This is a genomic window from Nitrospinota bacterium (genome assembly GCA_029881495.1).
In the GTDB taxonomy this organism is placed as follows: domain Bacteria; phylum Nitrospinota_A; class UBA7883; order JACRGQ01; family JACRGQ01; genus JAOUMJ01.
The window spans coordinates 110,852-125,049 of the sequence record JAOUMJ010000006.1; the positions used below are offsets into that span (position 1 = coordinate 110,852).

15 protein-coding genes are annotated in these 14,198 nt (G+C 52.5%); 7 read left to right on the forward strand and 8 right to left on the reverse strand.

The window, feature by feature from the left end; all coding sequences use genetic code 11:
- Nucleotides 1-24 precede the first annotated feature (24 nt).
- The 5 genes from cybH (OEY64_04240) to OEY64_04260 form a co-directional block, all read right to left on the reverse strand.
- Nucleotides 25-717, reverse strand: a complete 693-nt coding sequence (gene cybH / locus OEY64_04240; GenBank protein MDH5542157.1) for a Ni/Fe-hydrogenase, b-type cytochrome subunit — start codon at nt 715-717, stop codon at nt 25-27.
- A gap of 10 nt (nt 718-727) precedes the next feature.
- The gene (locus OEY64_04245) at nt 728-2,380 is read right to left on the reverse strand and encodes a nickel-dependent hydrogenase large subunit (protein ID MDH5542158.1); all 1,653 of its coding nucleotides are present in this window, start codon (nt 2,378-2,380) and stop codon (nt 728-730) included.
- Nucleotides 2,381-2,384: 4 nt separating this feature from the next.
- On the reverse strand, nt 2,385-3,515 hold the full coding sequence (locus OEY64_04250) for a hydrogenase small subunit (GenBank protein MDH5542159.1): 1,131 nt from the start codon (nt 3,513-3,515) through the stop codon (nt 2,385-2,387).
- 79 nt (nt 3,516-3,594) lie between these two features.
- On the reverse strand, nt 3,595-4,377 hold the full coding sequence (cybH, locus tag OEY64_04255; protein MDH5542160.1) for a Ni/Fe-hydrogenase, b-type cytochrome subunit: 783 nt from the start codon (nt 4,375-4,377) through the stop codon (nt 3,595-3,597).
- A gap of 355 nt (nt 4,378-4,732) precedes the next feature.
- Nucleotides 4,733-5,110 carry a DUF2141 domain-containing protein gene (locus OEY64_04260; protein ID MDH5542161.1) on the reverse strand — a complete coding sequence of 126 codons (378 nt, stop codon included), beginning with the start codon at nt 5,108-5,110 and terminating at the stop codon, nt 4,733-4,735.
- A 230-nt stretch (nt 5,111-5,340) separates the two neighbouring features.
- Between OEY64_04260 and OEY64_04265 the strand changes: the two genes are divergently transcribed.
- From OEY64_04265 to hypE, 3 genes are read left to right on the forward strand one after another with little or no spacing between them, the layout of a single operon-like run.
- A complete protein-coding gene (locus OEY64_04265) occupies nt 5,341-5,574 on the forward strand; it encodes a HypC/HybG/HupF family hydrogenase formation chaperone (protein ID MDH5542162.1) in 234 nt (77 codons plus the stop codon).
- Nucleotides 5,575-5,577: 3 nt separating this feature from the next.
- Entirely contained in the window at nt 5,578-6,681 is a 1,104-nt protein-coding gene (hypD, locus tag OEY64_04270) for a hydrogenase formation protein HypD (GenBank protein ID MDH5542163.1), read from the forward strand.
- Nucleotides 6,650-7,684, forward strand: a complete 1,035-nt coding sequence (gene hypE, locus OEY64_04275; protein ID MDH5542164.1) for a hydrogenase expression/formation protein HypE — start codon at nt 6,650-6,652, stop codon at nt 7,682-7,684. Before hypD ends, hypE begins: the two co-directional genes overlap by 32 nt.
- Before the next feature lie 37 nt (nt 7,685-7,721).
- Here hypE and OEY64_04280 read toward each other — a convergent pair whose 3' ends face one another.
- On the reverse strand, nt 7,722-7,976 hold the full coding sequence (locus OEY64_04280; protein MDH5542165.1) for a TM2 domain-containing protein: 255 nt from the start codon (nt 7,974-7,976) through the stop codon (nt 7,722-7,724).
- A 267-nt stretch (nt 7,977-8,243) separates the two neighbouring features.
- On the opposite strand from OEY64_04280, the gene OEY64_04285 reads away from it, so the two are divergent.
- The 4 genes from OEY64_04285 (at nt 8,244) to hypF (ending at nt 13,027) form a co-directional block, all read left to right on the forward strand.
- Nucleotides 8,244-9,686, forward strand: coding sequence for a bifunctional glycosyltransferase/class I SAM-dependent methyltransferase (locus OEY64_04285; GenBank protein ID MDH5542166.1), 1,443 nt, complete (start codon nt 8,244-8,246; stop codon nt 9,684-9,686).
- Nucleotides 9,687-9,776: 90 nt separating this feature from the next.
- On the forward strand, nt 9,777-10,115 hold the full coding sequence (gene hypA / locus OEY64_04290; GenBank protein MDH5542167.1) for a hydrogenase maturation nickel metallochaperone HypA: 339 nt from the start codon (nt 9,777-9,779) through the stop codon (nt 10,113-10,115).
- A complete protein-coding gene (gene hypB / locus OEY64_04295) occupies nt 10,112-10,771 on the forward strand; it encodes a hydrogenase nickel incorporation protein HypB (protein ID MDH5542168.1) in 660 nt (219 codons plus the stop codon). Before hypA ends, hypB begins: the two co-directional genes overlap by 4 nt.
- Nucleotides 10,772-13,027: a carbamoyltransferase HypF gene (gene hypF / locus OEY64_04300; protein MDH5542169.1), complete on the forward strand. Its 2,256-nt coding sequence runs from the start codon at nt 10,772-10,774 to the stop codon at nt 13,025-13,027.
- 20 nt (nt 13,028-13,047) lie between these two features.
- Here hypF and OEY64_04305 read toward each other — a convergent pair whose 3' ends face one another.
- Both OEY64_04305 and OEY64_04310 read right to left on the reverse strand, forming a co-directional pair.
- The gene (locus OEY64_04305; protein MDH5542170.1) at nt 13,048-13,419 is read right to left on the reverse strand and encodes a hypothetical protein; all 372 of its coding nucleotides are present in this window, start codon (nt 13,417-13,419) and stop codon (nt 13,048-13,050) included.
- A gap of 19 nt (nt 13,420-13,438) precedes the next feature.
- On the reverse strand, nt 13,439-14,198 hold a 760-nt coding region (locus OEY64_04310), incomplete at its 5' end, for a chitobiase/beta-hexosaminidase C-terminal domain-containing protein (protein ID MDH5542171.1).

Sequence of the window (14,198 nt, forward strand, 5' to 3'; positions counted from 1 at the left end):
CTCAGGAAGTTCTATGAAACCGCCCTAATCCACATCCCTGTATTTATATCCGCCGACAATCTGCCCGATATGCCCGTCCTTCCAGAGGATCGTTTTCGTCACCTGCAGATAGACATGCACGATAACCCCGGCCAGCATTATCCACTGCATGAGATGATGGTAGATTCGCACGTTCTGCGAATTGCCGAAGAGCCACGTTACCCAGTCGGTTGTCAGATGAATGATGTTGGCCCACCAGTAGCTTTCAGGGAGAGCCATAACATAAAGCTGGAAGCCGGTGAGCATCTGTATGACCATGATGACGTTCAGGAAAAAGAAGAGCAATCCGTCGAGCGGGTCGAAGCGGGGATAAAACGGCGGTTTCTTGAAGTTGAAATAGCATTTCAAAACCACCCATGACTCCTTGATAACTTCAATGCTCGGCACAAGCTCCCTGTAGTACTTGTGGTGCCAGCTGAAAAACGCGAGATAGACCCATACCATAAGGCTGATATCGAGAAACATCGCCGCAACGAAATGGATAAGGCGGATGTTCGCCATCGGGAACAGCCTGTACGGTTCGCCAATCCCGTAGATAGCCACAGGTTCGCCGATGTAGTAGCCGGTAACCATCAGCACTATGACCGAGAAGAAGATTATCCAGTGTATGAGCCGGTTGGTGAAGTTCCGGGTATAGACAAGCTGTTTCTTCTTTCCCGATATTCCGTAGCCGTACATGGCTCCTCCTTCAAACCGCCCTGGTTTCGTAAACCTCGTTGGTTACCGGGTCTATCACATGAACCGAACATGCCAGACATGGATCGAACGAATGAATGGTTCTTAATATCTCCACCGGTTGTTTCGGGTCATGTATCGGAGTACCGATAAGCGACTCTTCGAATGCCGACCTTCGGCCTTTGGCGTCTCGCGGCGAGCCGTTCCATGTGGTCGGCACGATCAACTGGTAGTTTTTGATCTTTTTCTTTTCGATCTCAACCCAGTGACCGAGCGCGCCTCGCGGAGCTTCCGTCATGCCGAATCCCCTTGCCGTATCCGGCATATCGAACGAGGTGCATGTCTCGAAATCCCCTTTCTTGAGGTTTGCCAGAAGTTCGTTTATCCAGAATCCCATTTCGTCGGCAATTATTTTCGTTTCTATCGCCCTTGCCGCGGTCCGGCCAAGCGTCGAGAACAGCACCTCCGGCCCTACGCCAAGCGCCTTCAGTACGGCACCCACGTTATCGACCGTCGATTTGTGTCCGGCTCCGTAGTTCACCAGCATCCTTGCCAGCGGGCCAACCTCTACCGGAGTATCGTCGTACCTCGGCGTCTTCAGCCATGAATACTTTCCGTCCGCCTTGTCGGTCTCTATCCCGGTATACCAGGGATCGGTTTCGCCGACGCTCGGATGGAGAGGTTTCTCCCCCTTGAACCACGAGTGAGTTACCTCCTCCGTGATCTTGTCCACGTTCAGCGGCTTGGTATTCAGGTTGCGCCCGTTTATCACGCCGCGCGGAAACCAGAGAGAATCAGGCTCTTTCCCGCCCTTGCCGGGTAACATCCCGTAGGAGATATAGTCCTTGAGGCCGCCGCCTATACCTGCCCAATCAAGATAGAACGGGGCTACCGCTAGAACGTCCGGGAGATAGACGTTGTTTATGAAATCCTGCGCTTCCTTGAGTATGAAAAGGAACTCGCTGATCCTGTCGGGATTGAGATCGTTTACGCATGTAACGCCGCCGACAGCGTAGGTCTGGATGTGGGGATTCTTCGCGCCGAAGATGGCGTGCATCCTCGCAATCCTGCTCTGCAGGGCCAGCGCGTCGAGGTAGTGCGAAACCGCCATCAGGTTCGCTTCCGGCGGAAGCTTGTAGGCCGGATGGCCCCAATAGCCGTTCGTAAACGGCCCAAGCTGTCCGCGATCGACGAATCTCTTTAGCTTGTCCTTCACATTCTTGAAATCTCCCGGCCCGCTCCTTGGCGCGTTCGGGTTTATGGAGTTCGCAAGTTCGGATGTCTTTTTCGGGTCGGCGCTCAGCGCGGATACCACGTCTACCCAGTCAAGCGCGTGAAGGTGATAGAAGTGCACCGGGTGGTCGTGGATATACTGCGCCCCCATGATGAGATTTCGCACGAGCCTTGCGTTATCAGGTATCTGGATGCCGACCGCGTTCTCAACCGCCTTTACGGAGGCAAGCGCGTGAACAGTCGTGCATACACCGCAAACCCGCTGGGTTATAATCCATGCGTCCCTGGGGTCGCGGTCTTTCAGGAAAATCTCGAAGCCGCGGAAGAGGGTTCCGGAACTCCACGCGTCCTTTACCTTTCCACCCTCTACCTCGACTTCAATTCTCAAGTGTCCTTCGATCCTCGTAATAGGGTCAATTACATGCCTTCCCATTGTCTTACTCCTCCCCTTTTAGGGTGTCGTCAAATTTTCTGCGGTTCTTATAGGTATAAGCCGCATGCGCCGCGGCGCCGACCGCCGCCGCTCCGACAAGGGTGAAGCCGACTTTGTCCGCCGTTGCTTCAACGCCCGGCAGTATGACGTTGGGGAGTCTCTCGTAGAACGGTGACATGTTGTCCCAGAACTTCGGCTCCGAACATCCGATACAGCCGTGACCCCCCTTTATCGGCCACGAAGTACCGTCGTTGTATTCGACTATCGAGCAGTTGTGATATGTCTGCGGTCCCTTGCAGCCCACCTTGTACAGGCACCAGCCGTCCTTCGCGCCCTGGTCGCCGAACTCTTCGACGAACTGCCCCGCGTCGAAATGCGCCCTTCGTGGACAGGCGTCGTGGATCCTCTTCCCGTAAGCAAATAGCGGACGACCCAGCTTATCAGTCCTCGGCAATGTTCCGAGGAGAAGGAAGTTCACTACCGTTGCAACGGAATTAACTACGTTGTGAGGACATCCGGCAATTTTCAGCGTCGGGATACCTGTCGCCTCTTCGATGCCGACCGCTCCGGTGGGATTCGGCCTCTGTGCCTGCACCCCTCCGAACGACGCGCAGTTGCCAACGCACATTACCGCCGCCGCGTCTCCGCATACCTCGTTTGCCAGCTCAAGGCCGGTCTTTCCTGCGATGGTAAGGTAGGCCCCTTTCTTCCCCGCCGGCCCAGGCGGAACGGCGAGCGGGATAGCCCCTTCGCATACGGCGATGTATTTTCCTTTGTTCTCTTTCATCGCCTGGGCAAGCGCCTCTTCCGCGGCCGTGCCGGAAGCGGCCATTATCGTCTCGTGATAATCAACTGAAAGTATCTCAAGTATCAGCTCTTCGGTGGAGGGGTATGTGGAACGTATGAACGCCTCTGAATCACCGGTGCATTCGGCGAAGTGAAGCCAGATCACTGACGGTTTCCCGGCGGCCTTTTCAACGGCCTCCGCTATTTTTGGAATGTATGACGCGCCCAGCCCGAGCACGGCGGCCATCGTCGCGCAAAACGACATGAAATCGCGGCGGTCAATTTCGCCAAAAGCGTCCCTCCGCCTTTCCGGGTCTAGCCCTACGAACTGGTTCCTCTGCTTACACATACTTACCTCCTCGCACCAATACGCCTGAATTAGTCACCCATGGTTTTAATTCAACAATGCGCGGCAAAACGCCGGACATCTATTTTGCCTTCCCCTCCTTTGGACGCGATAAAAAGTCCTCCTCCGCGACCTGGTAGTAATCTGAGAAGCGCCCTATCTGACTCATCGGAAAAACCTTGTAGCCGCCAATGATGGCGGAGATATCCGACTCCGTGAACATCGTGTTCTTCCAGATCTGCATATAGATATGAATGACTATCACGAACATCAGGCAGTACATCATCAGATGGTGAAGAAGACGCACGCTCTGCTGGCCGCCAAGCATGTTCGTAAACGAACCGGCTATCGAGTACCAGATGGTGTTCGGATTCTCGCCCGGCAGGTAGAGGAGGAAGCCGGTGAACACCATGCCGAACATGAAAACTATCATCCCGAAAACGCCGATCCCGCCAAGCGGGTTTATGTATCGGTATTGCCCATGTTCGCCATTGCCTGTAAGGAAATACCACGCCAGCTTCACCGCGTTGACGATGTTTCTCGGCGTCGGGAGAAACTGCTTGTAGTCCCTGATGATTATCGAATCTTTCGGACCGACAGCGATGTATATCCTGACTATCAATACGAAGATAAGGGTTGTTGCCGCAATAAAGTGGATCATTCTCATGTTTGCCATTGCGAACGCCTGATAAGCCTCCCCCATGCCGTAGTAATAGACAGGGTTGGCGATATAAAATCCTGTGATGATCAGACAGATTATGGATAGGACAAGAATCCAGTGAAGGATACAGGCCAGTATGGTCTTTGTTCTGACAGCTACGTAAATCTCGCCGTTACGTGCTGGCGCTACTCTGTGAGCATTCATAAGGAAATACCTTTATTAGGGGGTGTCGGTTAAAGACGCCTAAGAAAGTGGTATCAAAAGGAGACAGGGATCTCCCTTTATCATTTCCGAAGAACACAGAGAAGAACATAATGCTACTCCCATCAGTAGTCATAACGTCTTTAGTAATATTCAATTACTTTTATGTACCTGTTTAAATTGTAGACCTCAACCCTGGAATTGTCAATTTTCTGTAATCGACTAGTTCTCGAGAAGGGATACATCCTAACTAACGCACCCAACAGCCCAGCAATTTGTCCTCCTCAGTACCGGGCTCCCTCCTCAATCAAATAATCCTGCAGAGAAATTCTGGTTTGAGCAGACCTTTTGCTATCTACTACATGTACTGGAGCTGGATTGTAACCCCTTTTAGATATTCTTCCCTGTAGAGCCTCGACTTCTCGTATTTTGGCGGATTTGGGAAAGATATCTTTTGCTGTTTTGATAGGCCTATCCCCTCTTTGGGAATAATCCCGGTCCAGTTTTTGGTGACATTCCCGTTTCCATCTTCATCGTGAAAGACTTTAATCGCCAGTTCATCCAACTCAGACGAGAGCTTTACTTCTATTTCAGATTGATCGGCTTTGATAATTTTTGAGGTTACCGCTTTTTCATCGCTCCTTGGAAACCCATCTTCACCAAAGATAAAAATAACAATGTTCCCGCCTCGTTTAACGTCGACATCCCGTATTTTCACTACAAAATCCCCGGCCATAGAGGTCCCCGCACACGAAACGAAAAGCAAAAACGTAAAAAACAATCTCATCTATTTCCCTCTTTTTAAAATCCATGCCCTGTTGCCAAATTCAGATGATCATTGTAGCTTCTGGAATTATAAATATCAGCAAATCAAAATACAGCATTCTCCAATTCATATAATCGCCTCTAATTCAGACTTTTCAAAAAAAGTGATAGAATTTAATAAAACTGTCAGGGGGGAAAGCGATGTGTCTTGCCGTTCCCATGGAACTTGTCGAGATAGGTGAATTCAGCGGTGTCGCGGAGATAGGGGGCGTCAAAAGGGAAGTGAACCTGATGCTTGTGCCCGACGCCAAGATAGGGGATTTCGTTATCGTCCACGCTGGCTCCGCCATCTCGCTGCTCAGCAGGGAAGAGGCGAAGAAAACTCTCGACCTCCTTAATCAAATAGAAAACATCAATGACGCGGAAAAGATGTAGCCGATGAAATACATGTCGGAATTCCGCGACCCTTCGCTCGCCAGAAAACTTCAAAACGTCATCGGCGCCGAAACAAAAAAGAGGATCCGCATAATGGAGTTCTGCGGAGGGCACACCATCTCTCTCCTCAAGTACGGAATACCCGACCTCCTCCCCGACCTGATAGAGATGGTCTCCGGTCCCGGCTGTCCGGTATGCGTCACATCGAAGGGGGAGATCGACGCCGCAATAAAACTCGCCTCAATGGATGGGGTGATACTCGCCTCCTTTGGCGACATGATCCGCGTACCCGGCTCGGAAATGTCGCTACGCGATGCAAAGGCAAGGGGGATGGACATCCGAGTGGTATATTCCCCCGACGATGCCGTAAAAATGGCTGCCGACAATCGGGATAAAAAGGTTGTCTTCTTCTCCGTAGGTTTCGAGACAACCGCTCCTGTGAGCGCCGCCTCCATAAAGATGGCGAAAATAAAAGGGATAAACAACTATTTCGTTCTGAGCGCGCACAAGACAACACCGGGGGTTCTATCGGCGCTCCTTGCCGAAGAGGTGAGGATAGACGCGTTCGTCTGCCCGGGACACGTTACGACCATAACCGGAACATCGATCTATAAACCGCTAACCGACGCCGGGAGGCCGTGCGTGGTATCCGGCTTCGAACCGCTCGACATAATGTCGAGCATCCTTGCGATAGTCCGTCAGGCAAACCGTGGCGCCGCCGAAACGGAGATACAGTACTCGCGTGTCGCGACTGCTAAAGGGAACCTGAACGCGCAGAAGATGATGAAGGAGGTGTTCACTCCTGTCGACGCCCTCTGGCGCGGCATAGGGGCGATACCCGGCAGCGGACTTAAGCCGTATCGCGAATACGCCCGATTCAACGCCTGCAACGAGTTCGGCCTTGAAATAGAGGTGAACGACAGCGAAACAAAAGGGTGCATCTGCGGAAAGATATTAAGGGGGCTGAACAAACCGACCGACTGTAAACTCTTCGGTACCGCATGCAACCCGGAAGAGCCTGTCGGCGCGTGCATGGTATCGGACGAAGGGACCTGCTCGGTCTACTACCGTTTCCATGGAAAGGTTTCCGAAATTGAAGCGCGCTGACCATATCACGCTCGCCCACGGAGGAGGTGGGCAGGCTTCCGGTGAATTAATGAAAAATGTGTTTCTCCCTGCATTTAAAAATCCGCTCCTTGAAACACTCTCCGACGGTGCGCTGATCGATCCGCCCAAGAGAGGAAAACTGGCGTTCTCCACCGATACATTCGTGATAGACCCTATATTCTTCCCCGGCGGCGATATAGGCTCCCTCTCGGTGCATGGAACGGTGAACGACCTCGCCGTTTCCGGCGCGATACCGAAATACCTCTCCGCCGGATTCGTCATCGAAGAGGGGTTCAGCATCGCCGAGCTGAAAAAGATCGTCGCTTCCATGGCGGAAGCAGCGAAAAATTGCGGCGTGTCTATCGTCACAGGCGATACAAAGGTCGTCCCGAAAGGGCACGCCGACAAGCTGTTCATCAATACAACGGGGATCGGATTCGTACCGGAAGGGATCGATATTTCCGCGAAAAACATTATCGACGGCGATATTGTAATTCTTTCTGGAACCATCGGCGATCACGGAACGGCGGTACTCACCCGGCGCAAGGGGCTTGAGTTCGATACGGAAATCGTTTCAGACTCCACCCCGCTAAACAGCCTCGTGGAAGCGATGCTAAAAGCGGAGCCGAATATCAGGATGATGCGCGACCCGACCCGCGGCGGTCTTTCAGCGTCGCTATGCGAGATCGCTTCGATCTCCGGAAAGGGGATCGTCATCGAAGAGGCGTTGATACCGGTGAGTGTCGCAGTCAGATCGGTCTGCGAGATACTGGGGCTTGATCCTATTCATGTAGCCAACGAAGGTAAGCTTGTCGCGTTCGTGCCGTCAGACAGCGCGGAAAATGTTTTAAAGGCGATGAAGAAAGTGGCGTGCGGAAAAGAGGCGTCCATCATCGGCAGGGTCGGGGGGTGTCCCGCCGGGCGTGTGGAGATGAAGACATCGTTCATCGGCAACCGCATCATCGAGCCTGTCATCGGCGACCAGTTGCCGAGGATCTGCTGAATAGGGATTACCTTCTCAGTCAGCAGATATGGCAGTTCTACTTCCTGAAAAGTTTGGCAAGATTTTCGTTCGCCTTGCGAACCTGGCCGGGGAGCGTTATCGCGTCGACAAGCCATAGGATAACCAGAATGCCGTAAAAGAAAACCCCTATCCCGAAGGCAAACGTCGCGCTCCCGGCGATGAAGAGCCCTAGATATCCGAAACCCCACCACTTGAAGCCGAGATAGAATTTATGAATGCCGATGATCCCAAGGAGGAGCCATAAAATGTAAGCGGTCTTTTTCGTTTTCATCCATATACCTCTGATAAACGGTTACGCGCGAAAGCGCACTGCGTGTTTAATGGAATTTTACCAGCAAATCCTGTTAATAAAAACCGCGCTTCCATCCGCCGCCGGGAAAGTCCGTATTGAGTATCCAATCCCCATGAAGTATATTCCACTCTGGCAGGTGGGATAAATTTACTCACTGCCCAAGGGGAAAAATGAACGCCGGAAGCATAATTCAAAAGGGGATAGCTTTGGGAGAGACGACCATATCCTGCACAAAGGGGGGCACGCGTGACTGCGCATGAAAATCTTGTTTCCGTGCTGATGCCGGCATTCAACGAGCGCGGGTACATCAGGAAATGCGCCGAACGGGTATTATCGGTTCAGCTTCCCAAGGGCTTGAAGATAGAGCTTATTATCGTGAACGACGCATCCACCGACGGAACGGGCAAGGTGGTGGACGACCTGGCGAAGAGCTATCCGGCGCAGATAAGGGGTTTTCACCAGCCTAAAAACATGGGGAAAGGTGCCGCCATCAGGCGCGCGATAGCGGAAGCGAACGGGAGGTATATCATCTTCCAGGACGCCGACATGGAGTACGACCCTAACGAATACCCTAGACTCCTAAAACCTATAATCGACGGGCACGCGGACGTTGTATACGGTTCCCGTTTCATGCCCCGCGAGATGACGAGGGTTTTAAACTATCATCATACGCTTGGGAACCGATTCCTTACCTTCCTGTCGAACATCCTGACCGGACTCAACCTCACCGACATGGAGACATGCTACAAGGCTTTCAAGGCCGATATCCTGAAAACCATTCCGATCCGGTCGAACCGGTTCGGAATGGAGCCGGAGCTGACAGCCAAGGTAGCGAGGCGCAACTGCGTCGTTTACGAAGTGCCGATAAACTATCATGGCAGAACATACGCCGAAGGGAAAAAGATAAACTGGAAAGACGGCGTCTCGGCGATATATACGATAATCAAATACTACATATTGGACGACTGCTACGAAGAGCGGTATGGTCACGACATTCTCGCGAGCATGGCCCTTGCGAGGCGGTTCAACGCATGGATGGTGGACGTGATACTCCCTCACTTCGGCACCCGGATCCTTGAAGTAGGTTCCGGCATAGGGAATATCAGCCGCTTGCTCCCGAAGAAGGAGAGATTGACGGTAACGGACAACGATCCTGTATACGTGGAGATACTGCAAGACGCGTTCGCCAATAACGAAGTGGTGGACGTGGCGAAGCTCGACCTGAACAGCGACGAGGATTTTGCCAATCTCAAAAAGGGGTACGACACGATAGTCTGCCTGAACGTCCTAGAGCATATCGATGATGACCGCTCCGCCGTTCTCCGCATGTTCAACCTGCTGGATGAAGGGGGGAAGCTGTGCCTCCTTGTCCCCCAATACAAATGGCTCTACGGCTCCTACGACAGGGAGGTACTGCATGTGAGACGCTACGGAAAACGTCAGTTGAGGAGCCTTCTGGAGGAGTGTGGTTTCAAGGTGACGACCGCGCACGGATTCAATTTCCCTTCAATGTTCGGCTGGTGGCTCAACTCTGTTGTTCTAAGAAGGAAAAGAATGGGAAAAGTTCAGCTGAAAATATTCGACATGCTGGTGCCGGTCTTTAAGATAGTTGAAAAGATACTCCCCCTGCCGGGTCTCTCGCTGATAATGATCGCTGAAAAACCATCAGCTCCAACGCAGGAACAGTAAACCAAACCTTTTCCTCTTCCGGTTTTGGAAATCGCGCTCCTGTCCGGCATTCACGGAGAAAAGAGGAAACCGGTCGTTTATAATATTCGTATGCATGAACTGGCGGTAGCGGAATCGCTTATAAAAACAGTTCTCGAAAAATCGGAAGATGAAGAGGCTTCAAGGGTTGTCAAAGTCACTATCGTAGTCGGCAATCTTGCCGGAGTTGTAACTGACAGCCTGCACTTTTGCTTTGATGAGGTTGCGCGGGACACCATAGCCGAAGGGGCGACGCTGGAGATTGAGACGGTATCCGCAACGGCGTTCTGTCAATCCTGCCGTGATGAATTTGAAGTAGGACAGTACGATTTCGCCTGCCCGCGATGCGGCGGCGTGATAATACCTTCAGGGGGGATGGAGCTTTACATAAAGGATATTGAAATAGAATGACCAAAATAATCAAAGTAGAGAAAAAGATCCTTGAGAAGAACGACATCGCAGCCACACGATTGCGCGAAAAATTCGGCGCTCTCGGCATAGCGGTAGTAAACATAATGAGTTCCCCCGGCGCGGGGAAGACCACGCTCCTTGCTGAAACGATAAAAAAGCTGAAGGGGAAACTTTCAATCGGAGTTATCGCCGGAGACATAGCGACCGATCACGACGCGAAGATACTTGAAGACGCCGGAGCGGAATGGGCCGTGCAGATAAACACCGGGGGCCGATGCCACCTTGAAGCGGTGATGGTGGAAGAATCGCTTGACGGTATCCCCGAAGGCATCAGGCTTCTTATCATTGAAAATATCGGGAACCTGGTATGCCCGGCGGGATACGATCTCGGAGAGAACTATACCGTGATGCTGGGGGCTCTCACTGAAGGGGCCGACAAACCGAAAAAATATCCCGGAATGTACCGCGCCTGCTCGCATCTCGTGATAAACAAGATCGATCTCGAAGACGCGCTTGGGGTCACCGCCGACAGCTATGAGAGAGAGGCTCTGGAAGTGAATCCATCACTTGCGACATTCAGGACTTCCGCAAAAACCGGGGAGGGCCTCGACAGCTGGTGCGATTGGCTCTTTTCCGTCGCCGACGGCAAAGGGTAAATGTCAGTCTCAAGGCGGAGGATAGAGGTTCGCGGAATCGTGCAGGGGGTCGGTTTCCGCCCTTTCGTATATAACCTTGCCGAAAGGCTCAAGCTCGCCGGTCAGATATTGAACAACAAGCTGGGGGTCACTATCGAGATTGAAGGGGATGAAAAAGTATGCATGAAATTCCTCGACCTTCTGAAAAACGAGGCCCCGCCGCTGGCAAGGATAGCGGATATATCCGCTGTGAAGGTGGAAGTGAAAAACGAAAGGAAGTTCGTAATCCTTGAAAGCGATTCGACCGGTGACGACGTCGCGCTCATCTCTCCGGACAACGACCTCTGCGGCAACTGTCTTGCCGAGCTTCTGGATCTGGACGACAGGCGGTACCGCTACCCGTTCATAAACTGTACCGACTGCGGTCCGAGATATACCATCATCAACGGCACCCCTTACGACAGGCCGTTCACCTCGATGAAAGATTTCACGATGTGCGGCGACTGCCGGGCCGAATATGAGGATCCGAAAAACAGGCGATTCCATGCCCAGCCAAACGCCTGCCCCGTCTGCGGCCCTTCGCTGATTTTAATGAACGGCGAAGGTGAGAAAGAGGAATCTCCTGATCCCGTAAAGGAGGTAATGCGCCATATCTCGGAAGGAAAGATCGTCGCCATCAAGGGGCTGGGGGGATACCATCTCGCGTGCGACGCGACGAACGAGACTGCGGTAAACCTTCTCCGCGAGCGGAAATTCCGAAAAGCCAAACCGTTCGCGATCATGTCAAAGGACGTCGCATCCATTAGAGAGTTCGCGGAGGTGAACGAACAGGAGGAGAGGTTGCTGACCTCACGCGAGAAACCGATAGTCCTCCTTCAAAAGAAGCGGAACACCTTTATCGCCGGATCGATCGCTCCCGGCCTGAACGAATACGGCGTTTTCCTCCCATACACGCCGGTGCACCACCTCATGTTTGCTGAAACATCCTCCCCGGCGGCGATCGTTATGACAAGCGGCAATATCAGCGACGAGCCGATAGTTTTCGAGGAAGAAGCCCTCATGGAGAGACTCGGCGGAATTGCCGACTACTATCTCTCCAATAACCGCCCGATAGTCTGGCGTTGCGACGACTCCGTCGTAAAAATATTCGGCGATAAAACCATGATAGCGAGGCGGTCACGGGGGTGGGTCCCTTCGCCGGTATTCATCGAGAAGAAATCCCCCCCGCTCCTTGCCTGCGGAGGGGATCTGAAATCGGTCTTCTCCCTTGCCAGGGGGAACACGGTATTTCCAGGGCCCCATATAGGTGACCTGGAAAACGCCGAGGCTTTCAACTCCTTTCAAAGGTCGATATCCCACTTTAAAAAGATTTTCGGGATCGAGCCGGAGCTTGTCGCGGTAGACAGCCATCCCGGATATTTCAGCTCCAACTACGGAAGGAGTCTGGGACTTCCGATAATTGAAATCCAGCATCATCACGCTCATATCGCCTCCGTGATGCTGGAGAATAAACTGAATGGAGAGGTTATCGGGCTTGCGATGGACGGCGCCGGCTTCGGTCCGGACAGTACGGTCTGGGGAGGCGAAGCGCTTCTCTGTTCGATGAAAGAATACAAAAGAAAGTTCCATCTCCCGTTGTTAAAACTCCCTGGGGGCGACATCGCCGCGAAAGAGCCGTGGCGCACAGCCGTAGCCCTCCTTTACTCGGAGTTTGGCGACAGGTTGTACGATAAACACCCTTCGTTTGTAAACTCAATCGGGGAATCAAAGGTGAAAAATATGATCGCCATGATTAAAAACGGGATCAACACACCGTTATCGAGTTCAGCGGGACGGCTTTTCGACGCGATATCATCCATTCTGATGATATGCCATCATAACCGTTACGAAGGGGAGGCTCCGATCCTCCTGCAGGCGATTGCCGACAGCACAATTACCGGCTCGTACAGTTTCGAGACAGGAAAAACGGGCGAAATATCCTTCCCCGGAATGCTTGCTGAAATACTGAAAATCCGGCATGAACCGGCTCGCGCATCGGCTCTGTTCCACAATACTATCGCGACCGCGATGGCTGAGTGCTGTATATCTGCGCGGAAAGAGAGCGGAGTTGCGGATGTATGCCTTGGAGGCGGTACGTTCCAGAACTCCCTTCTCCTGGCAAGGCTTTATGAGCGGCTTGAGCTGGAAGGCTTCAACGTATATCTTCCGAGGCAATTACCGGTAAACGACGGGGGCCTCTCTCTTGGGCAGGTGGCAATCGCGCTTGCCGGAACGTAGACGCGCATGAAACCGAGGAGCTAGAAAGCCTCCTGTTTGAAATTCGGCTCGGCATAGATCACCTCGCCGAACCACATGTACTTCATCGCCGCGTGTCGCACATCCACATCATCGGGGGTTTGCACAAGGTAGGTATTGTCTTTCCCGATCTTCTTGATCGGCCTGGCCCTCATGGCAATGTTTATCTCCGATATCCGCTCTGGGGATATCCCGTCATGGAATTTCACGATGAGGTTCCCCTCGACAATTTTACCGCTCTCCCCCTGTGGATTGGCTGTATTTTCGGCGGAGAAATTCGACACCCTAGGAGAATTTTTCGCGCAGCCGATAAACAGAATTGAAATCATGAATATTGCCGGCGCAAACGCCTTCAGATTGAAAATTCCTCGCATCCCCCAAAAACCCCTTCAGCTACTTGTTTCTTACGGCTCCCATTCTAGCGCAATAAAAACGAAAGGCAAAGAGGAGTAAAAGAGAGGTCATTGCCAAAGCTGTAAAAGGATAGAGCACGGCAAATACCATCGGGCTGATAAGTATCCTCGCGGTGAATCTCAGCGCCGGGCTTTCGGAAATATAGTCCGCCAATGGCGGAGAGTAATGATAATACTGCTCGACAAAATACCTTCCGTATCCGCTCTTAAGAAGATGCCTGTCGCGGAACTCTCGCAACACGTTGACGTAAGGATGGAGATAGCTCCCGTATGCGGCGGTTGCGATAAAGCATCCGTTCCCCTTCTCCTCCGGAGGTATGTCGGAATCCGGCGTGCTGTTCCCTATCGTATACGATTCGGTCTTAACCGCCTCCCTGTTTGCGGCTACATCCATAGAAAAGAATTTCAATAGCGTGCCGCGTGTTATCGGGATTGGCGATGAATACCGCGTCGAATGGGTAGTCGGCTCCGTTTTATCCGTCGTGTAGTATATATTCGCGCATCCGGTTCCGGCACCGTCATCGCAGGTAAGGGTCACAGACATGGAACTTTGATACACACCGCCAGCCGGATCGGCGGTTGTTGAAGGGGGAGTGTTGTCCCCTGATCCGGCGGTTACGAGAGATGCGTATGCATTCAGCCGTCCGCCTGAAGCCACTTTATTCGCAAGGCTCGTTTTTTTGTCAGCGCTCCCCATCATGATGTATTTCACGTCGGAAGCGGAGAGCGCAGGATTGTTC